Source organism: Bacillus sp. UMB0893 (genome assembly GCF_002858905.1).
GTDB lineage: Bacteria > Bacillota > Bacilli > Bacillales > Bacillaceae > Bacillus_P.
The window spans coordinates 107,265-131,146 of the sequence record NZ_PKLB01000004.1 but is presented as its reverse complement, the minus strand read 5'-3'; the positions used below and the strand labels follow the sequence as shown (position 1 = coordinate 131,146).

At 38.4% G+C, this 23,882-nt stretch carries 23 protein-coding genes; 9 read left to right on the top strand and 14 right to left on the bottom strand.

Translation table 11 applies throughout. The annotated features are described in order from the left end of the window. Positions 1 to 58 precede the first annotated feature (58 nt). Positions 59 to 808, bottom strand: a complete 750-nt coding sequence (gene nfsA, locus CYJ36_RS10670; RefSeq protein ID WP_101567258.1) for an oxygen-insensitive NADPH nitroreductase — start codon at positions 806 to 808, stop codon at positions 59 to 61. Between the two features lie 269 nt (positions 809 to 1,077). Between nfsA and CYJ36_RS10665 the strand changes: the two genes are divergently transcribed. After that, entirely contained in the window at positions 1,078 to 2,352 is a 1,275-nt protein-coding gene (locus CYJ36_RS10665) for a YjiH family protein (protein WP_257962462.1), read from the top strand. A 144-nt stretch (positions 2,353 to 2,496) separates the two neighbouring features. On the opposite strand, the gene CYJ36_RS24385 is transcribed toward CYJ36_RS10665, so the two are convergent. After that, on the bottom strand, positions 2,497 to 2,628 hold the full coding sequence (locus tag CYJ36_RS24385; protein ID WP_257962454.1) for a hypothetical protein: 132 nt from the start codon (positions 2,626 to 2,628) through the stop codon (positions 2,497 to 2,499). Positions 2,629 to 2,888: 260 nt separating this feature from the next. Beyond that, on the bottom strand, positions 2,889 to 3,836 hold the full coding sequence (locus tag CYJ36_RS10660) for an ATP-grasp domain-containing protein (RefSeq protein ID WP_101567256.1): 948 nt from the start codon (positions 3,834 to 3,836) through the stop codon (positions 2,889 to 2,891). Between the two features lie 367 nt (positions 3,837 to 4,203). Between CYJ36_RS10660 and CYJ36_RS10655 the strand changes: the two genes are divergently transcribed. Further along, on the top strand, positions 4,204 to 4,488 hold the full coding sequence (locus CYJ36_RS10655) for a spore morphogenesis/germination protein YwcE (protein WP_101567255.1): 285 nt from the start codon (positions 4,204 to 4,206) through the stop codon (positions 4,486 to 4,488). A 57-nt stretch (positions 4,489 to 4,545) separates the two neighbouring features. Here the strand turns inward: CYJ36_RS10655 and qoxD are convergent, their stop codons facing one another. The 5 genes from qoxD to CYJ36_RS10630 form a co-directional block, all read right to left on the bottom strand. Further along, a complete protein-coding gene (gene qoxD / locus CYJ36_RS10650) occupies positions 4,546 to 4,863 on the bottom strand; it encodes a cytochrome aa3 quinol oxidase subunit IV (protein ID WP_101567254.1) in 318 nt (105 codons plus the stop codon). Continuing rightward, positions 4,853 to 5,494, bottom strand: a complete 642-nt coding sequence (gene qoxC / locus CYJ36_RS10645; protein WP_101567253.1) for a cytochrome aa3 quinol oxidase subunit III — start codon at positions 5,492 to 5,494, stop codon at positions 4,853 to 4,855. The genes qoxD and qoxC overlap by 11 nt, the downstream gene beginning before the upstream one ends. Before the next feature lie 14 nt (positions 5,495 to 5,508). Further along, positions 5,509 to 7,455, bottom strand: coding sequence for a cytochrome aa3 quinol oxidase subunit I (gene qoxB / locus CYJ36_RS10640; protein WP_101567252.1), 1,947 nt, complete (start codon positions 7,453 to 7,455; stop codon positions 5,509 to 5,511). 20 nt (positions 7,456 to 7,475) lie between these two features. Then, complete coding sequence (gene qoxA, locus CYJ36_RS10635) at positions 7,476 to 8,564, bottom strand: cytochrome aa3 quinol oxidase subunit II (RefSeq protein WP_257962453.1); 1,089 nt, start codon at positions 8,562 to 8,564, stop codon at positions 7,476 to 7,478. A gap of 473 nt (positions 8,565 to 9,037) precedes the next feature. Further along, complete coding sequence (locus CYJ36_RS10630) at positions 9,038 to 11,218, bottom strand: DNA topoisomerase III (RefSeq protein WP_101567250.1); 2,181 nt, start codon at positions 11,216 to 11,218, stop codon at positions 9,038 to 9,040. A 381-nt stretch (positions 11,219 to 11,599) separates the two neighbouring features. Between CYJ36_RS10630 and CYJ36_RS10625 the strand changes: the two genes are divergently transcribed. Next, on the top strand, positions 11,600 to 11,959 hold the full coding sequence (locus CYJ36_RS10625) for a DUF1801 domain-containing protein (RefSeq protein WP_101567249.1): 360 nt from the start codon (positions 11,600 to 11,602) through the stop codon (positions 11,957 to 11,959). A gap of 414 nt (positions 11,960 to 12,373) precedes the next feature. Further along, positions 12,374 to 13,930: an ABC-F family ATP-binding cassette domain-containing protein gene (locus CYJ36_RS10620; protein ID WP_101567248.1), complete on the top strand. Its 1,557-nt coding sequence runs from the start codon at positions 12,374 to 12,376 to the stop codon at positions 13,928 to 13,930. A gap of 227 nt (positions 13,931 to 14,157) precedes the next feature. On the opposite strand, the gene CYJ36_RS10615 is transcribed toward CYJ36_RS10620, so the two are convergent. Both CYJ36_RS10615 and CYJ36_RS10610 read right to left on the bottom strand, forming a co-directional pair. Continuing rightward, positions 14,158 to 15,063: a phosphotransferase gene (locus CYJ36_RS10615; RefSeq protein ID WP_101567247.1), complete on the bottom strand. Its 906-nt coding sequence runs from the start codon at positions 15,061 to 15,063 to the stop codon at positions 14,158 to 14,160. 12 nt (positions 15,064 to 15,075) lie between these two features. Further along, positions 15,076 to 16,368, bottom strand: a complete 1,293-nt coding sequence (locus CYJ36_RS10610) for a DEAD/DEAH box helicase (protein WP_101567246.1) — start codon at positions 16,366 to 16,368, stop codon at positions 15,076 to 15,078. Between the two features lie 227 nt (positions 16,369 to 16,595). Between CYJ36_RS10610 and CYJ36_RS23615 the strand changes: the two genes are divergently transcribed. Both CYJ36_RS23615 and CYJ36_RS10605 read left to right on the top strand, forming a co-directional pair. Continuing rightward, positions 16,596 to 16,766: a hypothetical protein gene (locus CYJ36_RS23615; protein ID WP_180850235.1), complete on the top strand. Its 171-nt coding sequence runs from the start codon at positions 16,596 to 16,598 to the stop codon at positions 16,764 to 16,766. Positions 16,767 to 16,769: 3 nt separating this feature from the next. Then, on the top strand, positions 16,770 to 16,967 hold the full coding sequence (locus tag CYJ36_RS10605; protein ID WP_101567245.1) for a YwbE family protein: 198 nt from the start codon (positions 16,770 to 16,772) through the stop codon (positions 16,965 to 16,967). Between the two features lie 77 nt (positions 16,968 to 17,044). On the opposite strand, the gene CYJ36_RS10600 is transcribed toward CYJ36_RS10605, so the two are convergent. The 3 genes from CYJ36_RS10600 to CYJ36_RS10590 form a co-directional block, all read right to left on the bottom strand. After that, entirely contained in the window at positions 17,045 to 17,344 is a 300-nt protein-coding gene (locus CYJ36_RS10600) for a GNAT family N-acetyltransferase (RefSeq protein WP_101567244.1), read from the bottom strand. Between the two features lie 398 nt (positions 17,345 to 17,742). Further along, on the bottom strand, positions 17,743 to 18,309 hold the full coding sequence (locus CYJ36_RS10595) for a hypothetical protein (protein WP_101567243.1): 567 nt from the start codon (positions 18,307 to 18,309) through the stop codon (positions 17,743 to 17,745). A 12-nt stretch (positions 18,310 to 18,321) separates the two neighbouring features. Continuing rightward, complete coding sequence (locus CYJ36_RS10590; RefSeq protein ID WP_101567242.1) at positions 18,322 to 19,503, bottom strand: ParM/StbA family protein; 1,182 nt, start codon at positions 19,501 to 19,503, stop codon at positions 18,322 to 18,324. Positions 19,504 to 19,984: 481 nt separating this feature from the next. Between CYJ36_RS10590 and CYJ36_RS10585 the strand changes: the two genes are divergently transcribed. Next, entirely contained in the window at positions 19,985 to 20,278 is a 294-nt protein-coding gene (locus CYJ36_RS10585; protein ID WP_101567241.1) for a hypothetical protein, read from the top strand. A gap of 838 nt (positions 20,279 to 21,116) precedes the next feature. Then, positions 21,117 to 21,674 (top strand): GNAT family N-acetyltransferase, encoded by a 558-nt coding sequence (locus CYJ36_RS10580; RefSeq protein ID WP_101567240.1) that lies wholly within the window; start codon positions 21,117 to 21,119, stop codon positions 21,672 to 21,674. Between the two features lie 228 nt (positions 21,675 to 21,902). Here the strand turns inward: CYJ36_RS10580 and CYJ36_RS10575 are convergent, their stop codons facing one another. Continuing rightward, positions 21,903 to 23,096 carry a class I SAM-dependent rRNA methyltransferase gene (locus CYJ36_RS10575; protein ID WP_101567239.1) on the bottom strand — a complete coding sequence of 398 codons (1,194 nt, stop codon included), beginning with the start codon at positions 23,094 to 23,096 and terminating at the stop codon, positions 21,903 to 21,905. Positions 23,097 to 23,283: 187 nt separating this feature from the next. Here CYJ36_RS10575 and CYJ36_RS10570 point away from each other — a divergent pair, with 187 nt between their 5' ends. Beyond that, positions 23,284 to 23,538 (top strand): GlsB/YeaQ/YmgE family stress response membrane protein, encoded by a 255-nt coding sequence (locus CYJ36_RS10570; RefSeq protein WP_101567238.1) that lies wholly within the window; start codon positions 23,284 to 23,286, stop codon positions 23,536 to 23,538. The last annotated feature ends 344 nt before the right edge of the window (positions 23,539 to 23,882 follow it).

Here is a 23,882-nt window from a genome sequence, read left to right as displayed (position 1 = left end):
TTTCACCGCTCCTTTTAATTCGCTTTAAATATTTCCATTCGCAGTAAGTTTTCCCGGCTTATCTTTTATTAAACCCTTTTGATTCAACAAATTCTTTCATATACATTCTTGTCGGTTTAGATAGCATGGCTGCCATTTGGCTTGACCAGGTATCTGTTCTTTTCCCTTTAGTCCGTTCATGATAATAAGACGAGATGAGGCGATTATAAGCATCTAATTGCTGCTTGTACGTATCATGATCAGATTCATATGTGTCCTCATGATAGATATGGTCTGGCTGAAGTCTCGGTTTTTGATCAGGGTTTTGATCAGGATAGCCGACAGCAACTCCAAATAGAGGAATGACTCTCTTAGGAGTTTTCAGAAGGTCACAAACGTCATTTAAGTTATTACGCAGTCCTCCTATGTAAACAGCCCCAAGACCCATAGATTCAGCTGCTATCACAGCATTTTGGGCTGCAAGTGCGGCATCTATGGAAGCGACCATAAATTTTTCAGTACTTTCAAGTGTCTCGTTTATGTTCGCTCCCTCCATTTCGGCAACTACCTCATGGCGGTGCAAATCAGCGCAAAATATAAAGAAGTGGCCATTTTCAGCAACATAAGGCTGATTTCCTGCCAGTTCAGCCAGCCTTTGCTTCGTGTTCTGGTTTTTCACACCAATGATGGAATAAGCCTGAATAAAGCTGGATGTAGAAGCTGCTTGGGCACACTCAACAATAACTTTAATCTGTTCATCACTCAGTGTCTTATTTTCGAACTTTCGAATCGATCGGTGGGATAAAATAGTATCAATTACTTTATTCATCATCAAAACTCCTTTATTAACGTTTTATCCATCTTACCTAACTTTTAATGCAATTGCAGATTATAGGATTATGAACATCTATATATGGGTATTGTATACCAGAAAAAACAGGTAATTTTCAAAAAGGCATTGGCATTTTTGTCAAATTGCATTAAAATAACACACGTTACATAAATATGTATTATATGTTAGGAGAACTTCTATTGAATGCACAGACTAAAAACACAGTAAAATTCATCATCCCTTCCTTATTAGGGATTTTATTATTTATGGTGCCAATAAAATACAACGGTGATGTAACAATCCCGATTGCTATTCTCTCTGGTATCCTGCAGAAAGCGCTTGGAGATTTCCTGCCTGCCATAATGACAGTCATTATCATTCTAACTTTAGCAGGTACTCTTTTAGCAAAGGCAGCAAAACCTGATTTTGTCAAAAGAAGCCCATTCTTTACAACGCTGTTTGATGTCCCTATGATTTGGGTCATTGCGAGACTGCTTGGAGCTATCTTTGCTGTACTTGCCTTATTCAAGATAGGACCTGAATGGATCTGGTCTGAAAATACAGGAGGACTTCTATTAAACGATCTTCTTCCTATTTTATTTTCTGTATTCTTTTTTGCAGGATTATTATTGCCGTTATTGCTGAATTTCGGATTGCTTGAACTTTTCGGATCGCTGCTCGCTAAATTTATGAGACCTGTATTCAGACTGCCTGGCAGGTCTTCCATCGATTGTGTTGCTTCCTGGCTAGGAGATGGAACGATTGGTGTATTGCTTACAAGTAAGCAATATGAAGAAGGATTCTATACAAAACGCGAAGCTGCGATCATTGGGACTAGCTTTTCTGTTGTATCGATTACCTTCAGTCTAGTCGTCATTTCACAGGTGAAACTAGGACACATGTTTGTTCCATTTTATTTAACGGTAACCTTTGCAGGAATTATTGCAGCTTTAGTGCTGCCAAGAATTCCCCCATTATCTACAAAGCATGATACTTACTATAATAGCCAAGATGAAAAAATAGCCGAAACGGTCCCTGAAGGATATACACCATTTAGCTGGGGATACAAACAGGCTCTGAAGCAGGCCGACAAGAATAAAAGTGTACTTTCTTTCTTCAAAGATGGTGCCAAAAATATTCTTGATATGTGGATGGGCGTTGCTCCAATCGTAATGGCTTTAGGGACACTGGCCTTAATGGCAGCGGAATTCACCCCCGTTTTTGACTGGCTCGGAATGCCATTTATTCCCTTGCTGGAATTGATGCAAATACCTGAAGCAAAGGAAGCATCCAAAACTCTTGTCGTCGGATTTGCGGATATGTTCCTTCCCACTGTTTTAGCAAGTGAAATTACGAGTGAAATGACCAGATTTATCATAGCTTGTGTATCTGTTACTCAGCTTATTTATATGTCTGAAGTCGGCGGACTGCTGCTTGGATCTAAAATCCCAGTTTCCTTTAAAGACTTAGTCATTATCTTCTTGCTACGCACATTGATTACCCTTCCAATCATAGTTGGGATTGCGCATCTTTTATTTTAAGAAAGACAGAAGACCCTTTCTCAGGAATGGGTCTTCTTTTTCGTTTTATAAAAGAGAATTTTTGGATGCTTATCGAATTGAATGATTAGGAGATGTAAGCCAAATGGATTTCGAAAACATTTGCCAATATTAAAATCAGTAGAATTAGATGACCATATTTATACCATGACCTTTATTCGACAATACGAAAATGCGAGTGTTGTCCATTTTCACATTGATTGGGAGGAAGAAACTGACGATGAAATGATCCATAGTCGGCATTTTCGCAATCGACATTTTTGGGATTTGCAGATAGGAGAACATTATGAGGACATTACACCCACACATTTATTGTGTCACCGCCTTTGCCGGATAAGCCTTCAGGTCTTTCCTTAGTTTTTAAAGAGGAAAGTGAATATTTAATGGGAGAACCTACTGGACCAGAGATTAGAATAGATTTAGAGTAGATTTTAGTTATCGTTAACAATCCAAACGAAAAAAGGAGCGAAATTCCGCTCCTTTTTAGCTGCTTTTAGTTATTCAATCTTTAATAAATACTAAACCAATACAGTCGTTTTCTCAAGCTCTGCTTTAAGTAGCTTTGCGATTTCGAGCATTCCATATTTTCCTGCTGCTGCTTCAGCATCCCCGTTGTAGTTTGTATTTGTGTTTATATCATAGGTATAAATTGTTCCTTTTTCATCTCGAATGAATTCAATTCCGGCCACCTTAATATTGTTTGCTTCGAGCATGTTTTCGTATTGAGAAATAATTGATTCATTGAACCCTTCTACAATTTGAAACTTTGGTTTTTCAGGTAATTCTTCTCCAACCGGACAGAATAAATCTCCAATTTGGCATGCATCCGCAGGACAAAGTTCAAAGCCTTCAGACGTATCGACACGCACGGCGTAAAGAAACTTGCCATTTACGAACTCGCAGCGTGTAATATAAGGCTCTGGAGCTTGAATATACTGCTGGATTAATGTAATACCGTCAACCGGTTCCTCGAAACTTGGACCTTCTACATATTGCTTCAAGGCCTCTATTGAATGGAATAGCTGCACCCCAAGTCCCTTCCCTGCCCGGTTATGCTTGGTTATAAACGGCTGACCTTCAAACTCTTCTGCAGCTTTCAAAATGGCTTCTTTGCCAACAGCAGCAATTGTTTTTGGCGTTTTAATGCCATGTTCATTTAATGTCATATATTGAGCAACCTTGCTTACCTCAAGCGAAATGGCCCGGCTTCCATTAAAGACCTTCCGATTATGTCTTTCCAGCCAGGAAAGCACAGAGGCTGTTAGCTCAGGTGCAAATCGGTGGCCTCGCGTATGAGAGGAGGCACTCATTCGATTGTAAAAAACCCCTTCTGGCGGTTTTTCCGAAATATTTACCATACCTTGATCCAAGTGCCATTCTTCATATGGCACATCAAGTTCGTCCAATCTTTTCGTAAGATGATCAGTCCACTCTTTGTTTTCATGTAAAATGTAAACTTTACTCATTTTGAGATCCCCCACTCAGGCTTGATTGATTAAATTAGTGTAATCCTACTATAGCGATCAATTATCTGTCAATTAATGAATTCAAGAAGTTAAAATATCAATTTTTTATAAGATAAAAGGTTATTTTGGAATGTGAGTGTGGAGATTTTATAAATAGGTGAACCTGGATAAAAGAAAAAATAAATATAGGCAGCAAATTTATCAGTATTTTCTAAAAATAATAAAAAGAAATAGTTAGAAGTACTGGAATTTTAAGTCTGATGTGATATACTAATTGTAACAAAACGTTCACAAATTGTTTTCTTGTTTGTCACATTTAATAAACTGTAAGCGTTCACACGGATAATAAAAAGGGAGTTGTTTTAAAATGGATGTATTTTTCGTATATTTACTTATTGTAAGTGCAACCCCGTTATTCTTATGGGATCAGAGAAAAAACCTGGCACTTCTTCATATACCGTTTATTTTATTGCTGTGGGTTTACTTCGGCATGTATGCAACAATGGATTTAACGATGGCGATGCACGTACTTGGCGTTTCACTATTCGTTATCAATCTTGTTTTTGCACATGTTGCCGCTTACTTAATTTATGCAAAACCAGTGATTAAAAGAAAAGCTGATCCTAAAAGCAATCTAAATATTATTAAATAAGAAAAGACGAAAAAACACCCTGGCTATATAATGCCAGGGTGTTTTGCATTTTAAACATTAATGATCGTTCATAACCCATACAGATCCAAGTACTGTTACCACAGCAACAAATATTGCAAAAACTGTATTGATTACTTGTACTCGTCCGCTGCTTGATTCTGTCATATGCATAAACATAAATAACTGAATACCTGCCTGTATGAAAGCCAAAGTGAAAACAACGGCTATTTTCACAGATAAAGCAAAGTTCGTATATAATCCGATCCATAGTGCAATTAGTGTTAAGACAATAGAGGAAACAAACCCAATGACATGAGTCCATGGGAAGTGATTGTGATCTGCTGCCTGTACTGTTTTTTGCTGATTAGTGGCCATGTGGACTTAATCCTCCCATCATTAGGAGCAGATATACTCCTGTAAAGATGAAAATCCAGATAACATCAAGGAAATGCCAATAAAGGCTGGAAATAAAGAGCTTCGCTGATGTTTGCGGAGTTAAGCCGCGTTTCTTTACTTGCAATAAGATGAAGGTGATCCAGAATATCCCCAAAGTGACGTGAAGTCCATGGGTTCCTGCCAATATGAAGAATCCAGACCACATTGCACTAGACTGCATTGTAGCGCCATGGTGTACATATTCTACAAACTCATAAACTTCATAGCCGACAAATCCTAAACCTAATACCAATGTGATAATTGTCCACAACATTACGCCTTTTTGGTTATGACGACGCAATTCGTGAATGGCCAGACCACATGTAAAACTGCTTGTTAACAGCAAGAACGTCATTATCAAAACGCCTTCGATCTTAAAAAGATCAGTTGGCAGCGGTCCATTTGCTGTCATCGGTGCTAATACAAAGTAGGTGGCAAAGAGCGTTGCGAACAGCGCTATTTCAGCACCTAAGAAGATCCAAAAGCCCAGAATATTCATTCGGCCAATTTCCGATTGATACTCTAGAGGCATGCTTGGATCATGTTCTTCATGATGATGTGCATGTTCCATATTTCACGCCTCCTTTATACAGATATTTTTTGTTCTGTTTCTTTAATTTCTTCAACACTTACATAGAATCCGTTATCTACCTCGAATGAACGAAGGATCATACATGCAAATATTCCAATTAGTCCTGCAATGGCTGGAATCCACCATTCAAATACTAATGCGAAACCACTGATAAAGAAGAATACCGACATAATAAACGGTCTGCCTGAATAACTCGGCATATGAATCGGCTTGTATTCGACTTCTTTTTTCTTGCCTGTTTCTTTTTCTTCCATCTTCATTTCCCAGAATGCATCAAGACCTTTAACTTCAGGAACAACAGCAAAGTTGTAATGCGGCGGAATCATGGTAGTCGTAGCCCATTCAAGTGTACGGCCATCCCACGCGTCTCCTGTTTCCTCACGTGGTGAGTAACGGTAGCTGTAGTAAATGTTATAAACAAGAACAACAAATCCTAATGCCATGCCAATTGCACCAATAGATGCAACGATATTCAGTCCAGTCCAGCCGTCTGCTTCACCGTATTGGGAAATACGTCGAGGCATTCCTGCTAAACCAAGGAAGTACATTGGGAAGAAACATATATTAAAGCCGATCGTGAATAGCCAGAAGCTGACTTTCCCGATTCTTTCGTTCAATTTATGTCCAAACATTTTCGGATACCAGAAAATCAAACCTGCAAAACATGCAAAAACAGTACCCGCGATTAATACGTAATGGAAGTGAGCAATCAGGAAGTACGTATTATGATACTGGTAATCTGCTGCTGCCATCGCAAGCATAACCCCTGTTACCCCGCCGATAACGAAGTTTGGAATGAAGGCCAATGACCAAAGCATTGGAACAGTAAACTTGATTCTTCCTTTATACAAGGTAAAGAGCCAGTTAAATATTTTAACTCCAGTCGGAATTGCAATGGCCATTGTCGTAATCGAGAAGAACGAGTTAACAAGCGCTCCTGAACCCATCGTGAAGAAGTGATGAACCCAAACGACAAAGCTAAGACCGGAAATCGCAACAATCGAGAAGACCATCGCTTTGTAGCCAAATAGTGTTTTTCTCGCGAATGTTGAAATAATCTCAGAGAAAATACCAAATGCCGGCAAGATTACGATGTAAACTTCAGGATGTCCCCAAATCCAGAACAAGTTCGCCCATAGCATTGGCATACCGCCGTTTTCAAGGGTGAAAAATGCCGTTCCAAATAATCGGTCAAACGACATAAGCGCAAGCGCAACTGTTAGAACCGGGAATGCAAATACGATAATTAATGACGTGATTAAAGATGTCCAAGTGAACATTGGCATACGCATAATCGTCATACCTGGCGCACGCATCTTTAAGATTGTGACCATAAAGTTAATACCCGTTAAAAGCGTACCTATCCCGGCAACTTGCAGTCCAAGGAGGTAATAGTTTTGTCCTGGTCCGGGACTTGCTTCTGCACCTGCGAGAGGCGTATAACTCGTCCACCCAGCATCAGGAGATCCGCCGATTACGAAGGAAATGTTAAATAACATCGCTCCGATAAAGAACGTCCAAAAACTTAGTGAGTTAATATAAGGGAATGCCACATCACGGGCTCCAATTTGCAAAGGAACAACAACGTTCATTAATCCGATAAGGAATGGCATCGCCATAAAAATGATCATGATTGTTCCGTGAGTTGTGAAAATCTCATTATAATGCTGTGAATTTAGAAACTCTGAACCAGGCAACGTAAGCTGAACACGCATTAACAGCGCGTCAACTCCTCCGCGGAACAACATCAAAATTGCAGCAATGATATACATAATACCAAGCTTCTTATGGTCGACAGTTGTGATCCATTCTGTCCAAAGCCATTTCCACTTTTTAAAATATGTGAGTACGAATAATATGGCAATCGAAGTTAATAAAATAGAAATTTGCGCACCTAAAATTAACGGATCGCCAGTAACAATAAATTCATCCCATTTCATAGTTGGTGTTTCCTCCCTTCTCAGTGAGAATCGTGTTCTGAATGATCTTCTGTTTGTTTTTCTGACTCATGTTCTGAGTGATCTTCAGTTTGTTTTTCTGATTCTTGTTCAGAATGTCCCTCTCCATGCTCATCTGAGCCATGTCCTGAATGACTTTCTGATTTTTTCGAATGGTCGATATTCATTTCTTTATTTGGATCTAGTTTTTCTAAATGCTCCACTTCATCATGCTTGTTAAGTTCATAGCCAGATTGCTCGCGGACTCTTACTGCATACTCAGAGTCTTTCGAGTGATCCACCCAGTCAAGATGAGTGTTAGAGAAAGTCATTTTCCCGGTTGTACCCGGTAGCATTAGCTGATCATATTGATCCTGAGTTAATTTTGGTGCAGAGTCTTTCGTTTTCTCTACCCAGTCTTCATATTTATCTTCAGGCATTGCTTCAACATTAAAGGTGTGTTTTTCAAAGCCTTTACCTGTAAAGTTTGCATTGCGGCCTGCATATGTTCCAGGCTCATCTGCCTGAAGGAATAGCTTTGTCTGCATTCCTGACATTGCATATTTCTGTCCGCCCAATTGAGGAATCCAGAAAGCTGTCATCGTATCAGCGGATGATAATTTAAATTCAACTGCACGATCTTCAGGAATGTTTAAGTAGTTAACTGTTTCAATCCCCTCTTCTTCATAAGAGAAAATCCATTTCCAATCAACCGACGTAGCATGTATCACTAAAGGTGCTTCGTCTTTTGAAGACTCTGGAGGCTCTTCGAGTGCATAAATGGTTTGCACTGTAGGGATTGAGAGTGCAATAACGATAAGGATCGGAATAACCGTCCAAACGATTTCAAGGAATTTGCTTCCTTCCATTTCCGGCGGTTCATACTCCATGTTATCTTTGCGCTCACGATACTTCACAACAATGAGAGTAAACAGAACAAAAACAACAGCAAGAATAAAAAGCATAAAACCTATAGACAACAGAATAAGGTCACTCTGTGCAGCTGCAACAGGTCCTTTCGGATCTAGAACGATTAATTCGCTGCATCCGCCAAGTAAAAAAACAGAGAGTAATAGACCTAACGCTAAAAGTGGTTTAAACAGCTTGAACACCAGGTTCACCTTCCTTCCTAATTGATAACTTATTCATGATAAAATGTATGCTAAACTAGCATACAAAGGAATTATTCTAGAAAAACGAATGTTTTCGTTTTCTTTTCTTCTATATGCTAGCAGAGCCAGCTTCCTGATATGATGCATTTTCTTAAATGTCACGAGAATTTCATCAGTCGTTCAAATAAATGTCACATTTTCATCATACTTTAGTCATATTTATGTAATTCCTTTCATTAATTGGGATTGAAAGTGCTTTAATGAAAATTTTTCTTTTTAAGGATAAGTTAGTCAATCAATTATTCAAACCTTTCTATACCCTTATCAGCACTGGCTAAAACAAAAAAGTCTTTCAAACACTCGGCTTGAAAAACTTCCATTCATTTCTATTAATCTTAAAATCTGTATGTTCCTAATTTTGTGAATTTGAAAAAAAAGCAGCCTCAGCTCATAGCCAAGACTGCCCTCCTATGTTAATCAAACTTTAATTTAGACAAAGCATCTGCTAAGGCAGGATTTGAAAGTTCATCATTTTGCTTTTTCATATACTTAGAAACTTCTTGTTTGGAGACTTTGCTGTTTTGGGATTTTTTCTTCCTCTCTGTAAAAGCAGAAAGTTTTTCACGATGACCGCACCCGCAGACAAAGATCTGGCCTTCCCCTTCTCCCCGGAGTTCAAGCTTTTTGTGACAGACCGGACATCTTGCATTTGTTGTTCGTGATACCCCTTTGCGATACCCGCACTCCCTGTCTTGGCATACAAACATCTTGCCTTTTTTGCCATTCACTTCAAGGAGATTTTTCCCGCATTCCGGACATTTCCGCCCAGTGATATTATCGTGCTTGAATTTCTTTTCGCTGTTTTTCACTTCTTGTACAACTGCTCTTGCATACCCCTTCATTTCTTGAATGAAAGCTTGTTTTGATAGCTTGCCTTTAGAGATCTGTGTCAGCTTTTGCTCCCACTCTGCTGTCAGTGCCGGCGATCTTAAATCCTCTGGGACCAGCTCCAAAAGCTGCTTTCCTTTTGAAGTTACAAACAGCTCTTTTCCTTTCTTCTCAACTAAAAAGCTGTTGAAAAGTTTTTCGATGATGTCTGCACGGGTAGCAACGGTGCCAAGTCCGCCAGTTTCACCAATCACTTTCTTCAAATCAGCACTTCCAGACGACATATACTTAGCTGGATTTTCCATAGCAGATAGAAGAGTTGCCTCGTTAAAACGTGCAGGAGGCTTTGTTTCCCCTTTTGTCAGAGTGATCGATTGGATATTCAAAACGTCTCCTTTATTTATAGGAGGCAGCTTTTGCTCAGCAAGACCGTCTTTATCTTCTTCCGTTTCATATTCATATACTTCTTTCCATCCTTGAGAAAGAATGACTTTCCCTTTTGCAATAAATGTCTCTTGACCAATTTTGCAAGTGAGCGTTGTTTGTTCATATTCAAATGGCGGCGATAAGACAGCAAGGAATCGCTTTACCACCAAATCATAAATTTTTCTTTCTTTATCGCTGAATGCACTTGCAATCACTGTTTCTTCTGTCGGAATAATAGCATGGTGATCACTTACATTGCTGTCATCCACAAATGAAGGATTTCCTTTTATTGGTTTTCGGAGGATTTTCATTGCAGCCTTTGCATATGGTTTTACACCGCAAGCCTTCACTCTTTCACTCAGTGTTTCGACAATATCTGAGCTAATGTATCTCGAATCTGTTCTCGGGTAGGTAAGCACCTTATGCTGTTCGTACAGCTTTTGCATAATAGACAGTGTCTCTTTGGCAGAGTAACCAAATCTTTTATTCGCATCCCTCTGCAGCTCTGTTAAATCGTAAAGACCAGGTGAAAAGCTTTTTTTATACGTTTTATCAGCCGATACAACAGTCGCGTCTTTGTTTGCAGCCTGCTTAACCAATGAATCCATTTTATCTTTATCAAAAGTTTTTATATCTTTTGTCTTTATATCCTGCCAGACTAACTGCAATCCGTTGCTTGCAGATGCTTTTATTCCAAAATAAGCTTTTGGCTTAAATTGCTTTATTTCATTTTCCCGTTCAGCAATAATGGCCAGTGTCGGGGTTTGGACTCTGCCTGATGAAAGCTGTGCATTGTGTTTTGTCGTCAAAGCACGTGTAGCATTCATGCCGACAATCCAGTCTGCTTCTGCTCTGGCAACTGCAGAATGAAATAGATTTTCATAGTCCTTTCCGTTTTTCAGCTTTTTAAATCCATCTTTAATGGCTTTATCTGTCACAGATGAAATCCAAAGCCGCTTAATCGGCTTGTTCACATGAGCTTTTTCAATAATCCATCTTGCAACAAGTTCACCCTCTCGGCCTGCATCTGTTGCAATGACAATGTCCGAAACATCTTTGCGATTTAGTATGGCTTTAACAGCTTGAAATTGTTTGCTTGTTTTTTTTATAACAACGAGTTTTAATTCTTTCGGAAGCATTGGAAGGTCTTCCATTTTCCACGTCTTATAAGAGTCACTGTAAGCTTCAGGATCAGCATGTGTGACAAGATGTCCAAGCGCCCATGTAACCACATAACGGTCACCTTCAAAATAGCCATTTCCTTTTTTTCCGCATTGTAAAACTCTCGCCAAATCTCTTCCTACCGAAGGCTTTTCAGCCAGTACTGCAATCTTTCCCATAGTCACATTCCTCTCTTGCATTCGATACTATATGGTATCACAAATTATACTTATTAAAGGGCCAATCAGGTTCATGCATATCAAACCAATTATGGTCTTTGTTTGTCTTTTTTTTGGGCCGATGAACCTTATCGTTTTCTCGCCATAACCTAAATGGATACCGCTTTCTTTGAGATAAAGATAGCTTTCATTCTATCCCGGCAATCTATTTAAGATTGCATTAAAATCATTTATTTATTTATTTTTTTCATTAAGTGTAAACCAGTCAAAAGACACTGCCAAGTCAGTTTCCCTGATCACAGCGTATCCTCTAAACCAAGTACTTTTATGTTACCATATTGATTAGAATTGTGTTTTGACTAAAGAAAGTGAGGTACATTGATGCATTCCGACGTACAGCTTTATTTTCAAAAAACAAAAGGAATCCATTTAGAGGATATGCAGATGCTCCGGCATAAAATTCTCACCGCATTGCCTGAAGCAAAGGAAGGATTTGAATACGGATTTCCCGTTTATTATATGGATGGAGAACCATTGGTCGGCTATGCCAGCCGGCAAAAAGGGCTAATGTTCTACGTGATGGATCCGAGCATAGTGGCGGCCTATCATGAAGAGTTATCAACCAGAATTACAGGTAAAACTTGTATTATAATAAAAGAAAATTCACATACATCCAAACAAACCATTCTTAGATGCATTGATAAAATGCTTAAAGATTTGAAGAATAAGCATGTGCTGTAGCAGCGGAATCGCTGTTTTTTTATCTCTTTTTTTATAAAGCTCTTTTCGTAAAGTTTGTTGCTTTTAGAAAAATGTTTATAAACCTTGAGTTGATTGCAGCGAAAAGCAAGTGCCTGCAGCGGAAATCCACGGGTGAAATTTGTATTCAAAAAAATTACTGCGAAAACGGCCTTTCAAAAACAACACAGCTTTTCCACCTTATGTGTATGTCCTATCATTATTTCAGGAAAAGTTTCAAAGCGATATTATTGAAAAAACACAATCCTAATGAAGAACATCATAATCGATGAAAACACTGTCTTTTTTATAAAAATCCCCATAAACTTCCGGAGTTTCAGCTATAGCTTAAAAACAGACGGTTTAGTATGATGGAAGAATGAATATTTTAGAATGCAGCGGAGGGTTAAAAAGAACATGAGTTTACTTACAATTGATAAATTAAGCCATAGCTTTGGAGACCGGACTTTATTTAAAGATGTTTCCTTCAGACTTTTACCTGGAGAGCATGTCGGACTTGTCGGTGCAAACGGTGTAGGAAAATCCACCATGATGAACATTATTACGAAAGAGCTGATCCATGATACAGGCAAAGTGGAGTGGACACCGGGAGTTCATTATGGCTACCTGGATCAGCACACGGTTTTATCAAAAGGAAAAACAATCAGAGACGTTTTACGAGACGCTTTCTTGCCTTTATATAAAAAAGAGGAAGAATTAAATGAAGTTATCGCACTAATGGGTACCGCTACTCCAGAAGAATTGGAAGAGCTTCTCGAGAGAATGGGAGAAATTCAGGATCATCTTGATGCAGGAGGATTTTACTCTTTAGATATAAAAGTAGAGGAAGCTGCACGCGGGCTTGGTCTTGATGCAATCGGACTGGATCGCGATGTTTCGGCACTGAGCGGCGGCCAGCGCACAAAGGTTCTTCTGGCAAAGCTTCTGCTTGAACAGCCTGAAGTTCTTCTTCTGGACGAGCCTACCAACTACTTGGATGTCGAGCATATTCAATGGCTAAGTCATTATCTAAAAGAATATCCAAGCGCATTTTTGCTGATTTCCCATGATACGGAATTCATGAATGGCGTTGTTGATGTCATTTTCCATTTGGAATTTTCCAAGCTGACTCGGTATACTGCTACTTATGAAAAATTCCTGGAGCTCGCAGAAATGAATAAAAATCAGCATCTTCATGCCTATGAAAAGCAGAAGGAATTTATTAAAAAACAAGAAGACTTTATCTCAAAAAATAAAGCTCGTTATTCCACAACAGGCCGTGCGAAAAGCCGTCAAAAACAGCTTGACCGCATGGAGCGGATTGACCGTCCTGAGACAGCGATGAAGCCAACCTTTGAATTTAAAGAATCCCGGGGCAGCAGCCGGTTTGTATTTGAAGGAAAAGATGTTGAGATCGGGTATACGCACCCTCTTCTGCCAAAGCTTACAATGACGATTGAACGCGGAGAAAAAATCGCGATCGCTGGCTGCAATGGCGTTGGGAAGTCCACCCTTCTTAAAACTATTTTAGGAAAAATAAAACCTTTGGGCGGTTCCATTCAATTAGGCGATTTCCTATTCCCTTCTTATTTCGAACAGGAAGTAAAAGCTGATAATATTACTCCGATTGATGATGTTTGGAATGCGTTCCCAAGCATGGATCAGCATCAGGTCCGCGCAATGCTTGCCCGCGTCGGCTTGAAAAACGAGCACATTTCCCGCCCGTTAAATCAGCTGAGCGGAGGAGAGCAGGCAAAAGTACGTTTATGCAAATTGCTTCAGTACGAAAGCAACTGGCTTCTATTTGATGAGCCGACAAATCATTTGGATGTTGTTGCGAAAGAAGAACTTAAACGCGCCCTAAAAGCATATAAAGGCACCGTTATTCTTGTTTGCCATGAGCCTGATTTTTACGAAGACTGGATTACAAAAGTCTGGAACGTTGAGGAATGGGCAGAGCAGGCAGCAAAATAAGAATAAAGCAAAATGAACATCCCCGCAGTCCATTTATCTGCGGGGATGTATTTATATTTTGCTGTGTTTTAAAAGATTGTTGTTTTCCGAAATTAGACTTATTCACGTCTATCATTAGGATTTCGTGCTCTTTTCTAATAAAGACACCCTATGTTTTTCGTTATTTAACGATTAGATACACAAAATACGAATAAAAAAGGCTAATCCTGGAAAAACGAACATGCCTTTTAAAATAAAGCTAAATGAATGGATGTTTCAGCTGACTGCACTAACGCTAAATCTTGAAGATCATACCCATAAACCATTAAGACAGAGTGGGTGTATATCGCTTTAAACCTGGCTAATTCTTTCGTATCTTCAGTTACTTCTCCATATATTCCGAAGAAGGTTTCCCTAGCCTCCGGAGGGAGCAAACTGTAAACGATAGATAAATCTACAGCAGGATCTCCGATATGTGTGTCTCCCCAATCGATAATCCCTGACAAAGCTCCGTCCTTATCGATCAGAATATTGCGAATATGAAGGTCTCCATGGACTAGATGTTCAGCAGAAACAGATTCCATCTTGGATAAAGAATCGAGATAGTGTTGCATTTTATCGCTGATTTCACCTTTATGAATTTGCTTTAGTTTATCTATATTTGCCTGAAGCATCGGGATTCTTTTTTTCAAATCAAGGCGGCCGAAATGATCATCCTCTGCTCCATGTTTTCTTGCGATTTCTGCTGGAAAATCATGAACTGTTTTCAAAAATTCAGCAAGGGGTGCTGCCATGCTTATCCTTTGAACTTCACTTAATTCCGAAGGGGTTTCTCCAGCCACTTTGTGATAACCAAGAAACATCCATTTATAATCCTTGCTTGGATTTCCAAAGAAAACAGGAACAGGTATTGCCATTTCAACTTTTGATGCAAGTTTTGGCAGAATTTGTTTTTCGATTTCTAATAAACGGACAGCAATTTCTCTGCGGGGAAACCTGAAAACATAAAGTTTATTGACCTCATACACGGTATTGTCGAAGCCTTTTCCAAGCAAGCTTACCTCAACAGGTTTTAATTCAGGAAACTCCTCTTCAATCAGTTTCTTAGCGAGAGTTTCTGTAACAACTTGTTCTGCTGACCATGGAGTATTCATAGTCCATACCCCTTATCTACTGCTTCTAGGTGATTTTGATCTTGAAGAGCTGCGGTCATTCGTTTTTGCTTTTGGTTTTGCACTTTTCACATTAGAACCTTCTCTATTTTGAGAACCTCTTCTGCCTGTTTTTGGTTTTTTCGGTCGGTATTCGTCATCCTTGTCCTTTGGCTGTGAGGTATATTCTGATGATGGAATTTCCATCTTTTCTTTTTGGAGTCTCATGGAGATCCCTTTTTCAATTTCGTGCAAGTACTCCAAGTCCTTTGGCGCAGCAAACGTGATCGCCAGACCATCACTGCCTGCTCTTCCGGTTCTCCCAATTCGATGGATATAACTTTCAGCGTCAAGCGGAATGTCGAAGTTATATACATGTGTAACACCTTCAACATCAATTCCCCTTGCCGCAACATCTGTTGCAATTAAATATTGGATTTTAGCTTCGCGGAACATTTTCATCACTTTTTCTCTTTTGGCCTGAGAAAGATCACCGTGCAGCTCTTCTGCCAAATATTTGCGTGATTTCATTGCATCATTCAGTCTGCTTGCCCTTCTTTTCGTACGGCAGAAAATAATCGCAAGAAACGGCCGGTGCTCATCTAATAAACGGAAGAGTGCTGCCTGCTTCGCACGATCGTTTGTTTCAATGACAAGCTGTTTAATGTCTTTCACCGTTACCTGTGTATCCTGTACTCTAATATCTTCCGGATTTTTCATATACTTGTTTGACAACGTACGAATCTGATCGGGAATGGTGGCTGAAAACAGCATCGTCTGGCGTGCATCTGACGTGTGGCGAATGATTTCCTCTACTTCGTGCAAAAATCCGATATGCAGCATTTGATCTGCTTCATCAAGCACAAGCATTCCCACTTCCGAGAGATCAATGGTTTCCCTTCTAATATGATCAAGAAGTCTTCCAGGTGTTCCAATGACAATGTGAACACCGCGCCCAAGTTTTTTTATCTGTTGTTCAACATCCTGTCCGCCATATACAGCAAGGACACCCACATCTTCCAGCCTGGCGGTCATTTTTTTCACCTCAGCTGTAATTTGAAGAGCCAGTTCTCGAGTTGGCGTCACAATAAGTGCTTGAACAGTTCCTTTCGTAAGATCAAGCCTTTCTAAAATCGGCAGAACAAAAGCAAGTGTTTTCCCCGTTCCTGTCTGTGCTTTCGCTATGACATCAAGGCCTTCAAGCACGGCAGGAATCGCTTTTTCCTGAATAGGTGTAGGCGTACCGATTCCATTTGCCTTAAGTGTTTCCATTACCTCTTTGCGAATTCCAAGTTTTGAAAATGACATTTCTTTTTGAACCCTCTTTCTATACTCTATCATCCGTCATTCATTATATTAGATTCTTATTGTACACTTTATCATGCGAAAAAACCTACTTTCCCAAAAAAGAGAAAGAAGGCAGCTATTTCCCAGAAAATATAGGGGAATATTGACTTTAGCCGTTCTATTTTTATTTTGTGAATTATATTATAATGGCTGTACATCTTATTTTACAAAGGAGGTTGTCTTTTAATATGTCAGAAAAGAAAATGACGCTAGAAGAAGCCATTAAACAAAAGCTTGCAAGTAAAAAACAGGCACAGGCAAACGGAAATGCAAACATAAAAGGATCCAACCAGACCAAAAACATGAAGAGCCAGGTTTCAAAGAAAACGAACAATCAGCGCAGAAGAATGGGTGTCTAACTGATGAACGGACAAAATCGTGAACATATTAAGCCTGGTTCTTCAGTACAGATTGTTTTAAAGCAAGATCAAAGATCAGGAAAGCTGACGGCCGGGGTTGTGAAAGACATCCTGACAAAATCAGGTTTTCACCCTCATGGCATAAAAGTGCGTCTTGAAGACGGGCAAGTAGGCAGAGTAAAATCAATCGACACACCTTAATCTTGATATTTGATTTGATGAAACGGATCATAGATTAAGATATAAACTGTCAATTGCCCTTTTACAACCTCAATACTCTATGATAATTGGAAGCCGAAGTGTTCATAAATTCTAACATTTTCAATCGTTTCCGTCTCCAGAACACAGAATGTTCTCCTTTTATCCGCTTCGTCCAATGCCGCTCTGATCATTTGACTCATGAATTTTTGGCCCCTGTATTTCTTATCAACTGCGACCATATCTAATACTAGATGTGGTTTTTGGTGTTCATAAAAAGCCATTCTTTGTGAGACAATAGAAAGTTTTTTTGCTTTTTTTATGATTAATAATAGTGGTACATCCTTAATTAACACTATACTTCTAAGAATTGTTTTCAATATTGCTCTATATAGAGGGAGGGAAAATCTTTGTTTTCCGGTCCTCCTTACTGCAAAAATCCCCTCTATTTTTTCCGATGTGATATAGACATCACTGATCGCATCAACTATCTCAACAACACCTCTATAATATTCAGGAGGATCCTTTCTCTTTTCTTTTCATTTGGAAAGAGGTAAATAAATAACGGATTATCTATAAAAGATTCTGCCAACAGTTTCGAAGCACCTTGATAATAATGTTTTTGCAGCCTTGTTAAATGATCGTACATACCGAATCCCCTCCTTTTCCAATCATATGTGATTATGCTCTCTTTTGGATTGGTTAGTACCAGCTTCTGAGGTATTGCATTTTCTTCTCAATATAAAAAAGCTAACATCAGAGGTTAGCTTTCCTTTTATCACTTATTCATTTTAGAAAGAAATCCGCCAATTAGATCATCCGCAGATTCTTCTTTTTCTTCTTCAGCAGATGAAGCTGACTCCTGCATGGCTTTTTCCCAATCGAAATCATCAAGCCCTGCATTTTCATCAAAGTCCTCGTCTGGTTCAGGTTCTTGCTCTGCCGCCGGCTCACTTGGAAAGGGTACTTCCTGCAAGTAAAGCGCTTCATCAATATCTAGTGATTTGCTGTTGAATGAAGCAAGCAAAGAAGCTGCTCTGATTGGATCGGCAAGAATCTGATACACAATGCTGCCAAGCAGTGCTTCAGAATGCTCATGTTTTAGCCAATCTCTTTGTGCCTTGCTTAATTTTTGAGGAATCGGAATCGTGACACTTTCTTTTTCCTTCACAAAAGATTCACTTACACCTTGTGAAACAAATTCGGCAATTTTACTTGAAAAATTCCTTTTTTCCGTTTCTTTAAGCTTTTGCAGCTGTCTTAATATGTGTTCAGGTGTATCGGAGGGAATGCGAAACGTAATCGCTTGTCCCCTCTGAATGCCTGATGAAACTCCTTTTCTCATAAAACCACCCTATTATTTGGTAGTAGCTGCTTTTTTATCTTCGCTGCTTTTCTCTTTTTGCTGCTTGCTGTAAAAGTCGAAAACCAGCTTATAATAAGCATTGGCCATCATCCAGATGCTTTCATTTTCATCTTCAAAGAAGTCAATGTTATAACCATCAAGATTGTTATTCAGTGTTTTCAGGTAATCTTTCAATACAACGGCTCCGCCTCCGACAAAGTAGCAGATTTCTGTCTGAGAGTTTTTCTGCCAAACATTGCGCAGGTGACGATATTGCTTTTTAGCAAGATCTAATAAAATTCGATCTGTAATATCATGTACACTTGTACGGCTCCCTCTTACATAAATGTGATTACGGTCCGTTTTCTTCGTGATAATTTCAACAACATCACGGCGGCTGTCCAGCTCAACTCCATGTTTTGAACGGATTTCTTCGCGGATTGCTTCAAGTGATTCAACAACTCCAAGGTTGAAACCCTGTGCTTTATCATCATCGACGTTGCGGTTCTTAATAACTGCGATATCTGTTGAAAGTCCACCAATATCCTGAATGATGATGCGCTTGTCAATCAAGTCCTTGTTAATGATATTTAAATCTTTATCCATTACTAGATTGATATATGCAGCAAATCCCTCTGGATAGACTTTTACTTCATCAAATTTAATATTTACTTTTAAACCTTGATATTTAGGTGTAATTAAAAACTCCACCTGATGTACATTTCCAAGAAGCTTTGAACGATATCCAACATCTTTGCCTTCTTTTGCTTCTCGTAACGGAAGGCCTGTTCCCAGTGTATAGGCTGCATCAATTATTTTGTTGTTTCTGCGGAACACCTTTTCATTTTCAGGTTTAACAGCATCAAGTGCAATAGAAGCAAAAAGCATAACCAATGTTTGATCTTCTTCTGATTTGCTGCTGCCTGGATCAAGTTCAGATGCATTGTCGCTTTTTGTGGCTAAATTTCCTACTCGATAAATTGCATTGTTTTCTTTCAGAGCAGGGGAGTGAACTTTGATGTGGATTCCATCTAGCGGGTCCTTGCTGTCTAAGTCTTCAATTCCAATAATAGGTCGATCTTCAATATCTCTTGCGATTACATTCGGTATGTATAGCTGGGAATCGTATTTTCCGAAAATTGCTTTTACTGCGTCATTCCCAACATCTATTGCTGCGATTCTAGGATTACTCATGAACACCATTCCTTTCACGTAATGAATTAGTATATAAATCCATTCTATTAAAGAGTATAAAAGAATGATAGTTTCGTCAATAGAACTCAAACGTTTACAAATTTGTTTACTTGTATACAAACACGCATACAACGAGTACGAGTTGTACACATATTGATCCAACAGTATGCACACACATTTGTATACATGTGTACACAAAAAGAAAACAATACATTACATTTAGTTTACAAGTATACTTTAATGTAAACATCATGATTCACTTCAATAAAATACTGATTCTACCTTTTTCCTAATTAACATAGAATGAACATTCATACATTAAAGTGAAAACCAAGGTTCGTGTCGAACGAACGCTTTAGAGAATAGATGATTGTGAAAATCACAATGACTGCATATCCATCGAGGCCATTTCGGCATCAAAATATTGAACAAGCTGATTCGAAAAGGCTCTTTCAATATTTCTAAGAGGAGGAAGAGGTTTTTGGGAAGATTCCTTCAAAACAATTTAAGAACAGAAAAAGTCTTATTCGTAGATTCGATATCAGATATCAATCAAAGTGAAAATCGTTTGGGAGTTGCGCTGAAAGAAACCGATGAGATGAATATCATCGTACAGTTTGCGTGCAAGCAAGATACGAAGTTTCTCACATTACTATTTAGAGGAAAGGCATTACACAAAAGGGGCAATAGCATTCGTTTTCTAGATATGGTTGATATTCGAAAAGATGAAGTTCTAATAATTAAACATAAGTCGCTGGAAAATCGCTGCGTATAATGAGTTTTAATGAGGAAGGAAACTTGAAAATTACACCATTTATTTCCATATAAAGTAATTATTCATTAACGACTTAGAGAATACTGGATAATAGGTAGCTTGAATTCAGTATTCCTCTCCTTCTAATAGTATTTTCAGCCGAAGGTCGTTTTTTTTCACTTGCCTCTGGCGATCTTTAACATTCTCCCCTCTTCTACAAAAAACACTGTATTTTTCTAATCATCAAGTAGTTACACGAAGTTTTCATTTCTTACAATAGAAAGAATGGTTACTCTATCAAGCAAAATGGCAGCTAAGAATAAAGCATCTTTGACATATTGCATCTATGACATATTTACCTTTCTCTAAAACAAGCTACATCCTAATAACCTCTTTGGGGAGGATGGAACAATAATGCAATTAAAAAACACACTTTTGTCTTTGCTTAATCAAGGACTTATGGTTTGAATTTAATATTTTTTCTTCATTTTCATATTATGAATTAATTAATCCTTTTATATAAGGAGTATTATGGATGATACCGAAATCAAACGCTTACATTCTTGTTTACTTGCACACAAAATTGTATGCAAAATGAACAAACTTGTAAACATATTGATTTAACAATATGCGTACAAATTTGTATGCATGTATACATAAAAGAATACAACAAGTTCCATTTTGTTTACATGTATACAATAATGCAAACAGGAATATTACCTTCAATAAAAAGTAAATTGTACTGTGATGAACTTGCACTTCTTCTATAAAATAAATAATCGAATTTAAAAGAAACAGGGAATACCAGGATTTATGTCGAAATAAATCGCTTTAGAGAAAAAAGAAAAAGGAGATCACAATGACTGCATTTCCAGAAATTGAAACAGAACGTTTGAGGCTTCGAAATATTGAACAAAAAGATGCACAAAGTATCTTTCAATATTTCTCACAGCAAGAAGTGACAAAATTCTATGGAATGGATTCTTTCAAGACAATAGAAGATGCGGAAAATCTGATTCATTCATTTCAGCTTGGCTTTCAATCAAATAAAATGATCAGATGGGGAATTGCTCTTAAAGATACAGATGAATTGATTGGCACGTGCGGTTTCCATTCCATATCAAAGAAGTACAAGCGTGCTGAAGTAGGATACGAGGTGTCAAATCAGCAGTGGGGAAAAGGTTTCGTACAGGAGGCGTTAAAGGCAATCTTCACATTTGGATTTCAAGATATGGGATTTATTCGAATCGGAGCCGTTGTTATGATTGAAAACAAGCCTTCACGAAAAGTACTAGAAAAATTAGGCTTTAATGAGGAAGGAATCTTGAGGAATTACATCATTCAGAATGAAATTCCATATGATGTCATTATGCATTCACTTCTAAGGGAAGAATGGATGAAAGGCAACGCACATTGAAGCTGCCTTTCATTCAAATAGGCTTTAATCAGACTTTGGCGGTTTTTCCAGCCAGTCTTGGTCTATCATTAGTTTTGTTCCCTCTTCTACAAAAAACATGATATTTTTTACAATAAACAAGGAATGAGCTGCAGCATCCCGTTAAAAGTGCCTTATCAGCGAAGCGGCAGCTCTGTTGAAACTTGTAATAAACAATCAAAAAAACGGTCTAAAATTAGACCGCCTCTCTTACATTTTTTCAATAAATACTACTTTTAAATAATTTCCTTCTGGAAATTCCTTTAATGTTTTAAAATCACTTGGCAATGAAAATTCATCTTTGATTTTATATTTACCGCCTGTTTCTTTAAAAGCAATCTCAATAAAACTTTTAAATTTTTTCATGGAAAAAGTGCTGCAGTTCGTTGATGCAACAATCATTCCGTTGTCTTCTGTTAAAGCAATGGTTTCTTTAAGCAAATCCTTATAGTCTTTGGCCGCGCTGAATGTGTATTTTTTAGATCGGGCAAAGCTTGGCGGATCAAGAATGACCAAGTCGAATTTGAGATTTTTTTTAAGGGCATATTTAAAATAGTGAAAAACATCTTCAACAATAATATTCTGTGCTTCATAGTCGATCTCATTTATACTGAATTGCTCAATCGTTTTGCTGAGGCTGCGATTGGCCAGATCGACACTGGTTGTTTTAATCGCTCCGCCAAGCGCAGCGAACACTGAAAAGGCCCCAGTATATGAAAATAAGTTTAGTACGGTTTTCCCATTTGAATATTGATCCCTAATCGTTTTTCTGACATCACGCTGATCGAGAAAAACACCGACCATTGCCCCATCGTTTAAATAAATAGCGAATTTAACACCATTTTCTTTTACAATCAAAGGAAACTCAGCTTTAATACCTTCAACAAATCCATCCTCATCAACAAATTTCCCTTGAGAATCAAAGCGTTTCTTCTGATAAATCCCTTTTATATCTGCGTTCTTCTTTAAAGCCTCAATAATGGAGCGGGAGAAATGGAAAATACCTTTGCTGTACCATGTGATCAAGTAAAAACCCTCGAAATAATCAATGGTTAAGCCGCCAATACCATCTCCTTCACCATTAAACACTCGAAATGTCGTTGTACCTTCATCTTGAAAAAATTCAGTTCGGCTTTGTATGGCGGTCTTTATTTTATTATCAAAAAAGGACTGATTAATATCTTCATTTTCATTTGCAGATAATATCCAGCCAATTCCTTTATTTTGCTTCCCATGATAGCCCTTTCCAATAAAACGGTGCCTCTCATCCGTAAGCCTGATTAATTCGCCTTCATGCTTTAATCCTGCTGCATCAAGAACAGATTCCTTTTGAATCAAAGGATATCCCTTTTTCATTTCATTCACGTATTTAGATTTAAGTTGCAATGTCAATTCAGTGTTCATAGGTCCGTCCCATCTTTAAAAGTTATGTCTTTCTTATTGTTACCATACTACATGAAACAAATATCAGATTCTAGAGAAGTCTTGTCCGAAATAATTTTTTTACCTCAAGGTTTCTTTTTTTATTAGCGGGGGAATAAGAATCATAGAAACACATACTATTACTCAATTCTGAAAGGCGGAATGAAAAATGGGCTTTATATTATATCTTATCGTTGGCGGTTTAATCGGCTGGTTAGCTGGTATTATTTTAGGCAAGGATGTACCAGGCGGCATTATCGGCAATATTATTGCCGGTATCATCGGTGCTTGGATTGGAGGAGAGCTTCTCGGCTCTTTCGGACCTTCACTTGCTGGTATTGCCATTATCCCAGCACTGCTTGGAGCTATAATCTTCGTTTTCTTATTAAGTCTTGTATTGCGTGCAATGCGCAAAAAAGGATAACTAGATCGAGAATGCCTGCACAATAAATGTGCAGGTGTTTTTGGTTATTAATTGTACCCGTGGATTTCCGCTGCAGGAACTTGCTTTCCGCTGTGAGGGATGGGAGCCTCCCCGGCTATGCCTGGGGGATCTCCCATGCCCCTCTATTCCCGCAGGAGTCAAGTGACTTCCGCTACAATCCACTAAAGGTTTTAACCATTTTTCCTAAAAGCAACAAACTTTATGAAAAGAGCCTTTTTAAAAGAAAAACATTAAAAAAGACCACAGATTGCTTATTGTGGTCTCAAGTATATTAATAATTAGTACGTCCCCCGTTTTTCCGTTTGTTCAACATTTTCTTTACA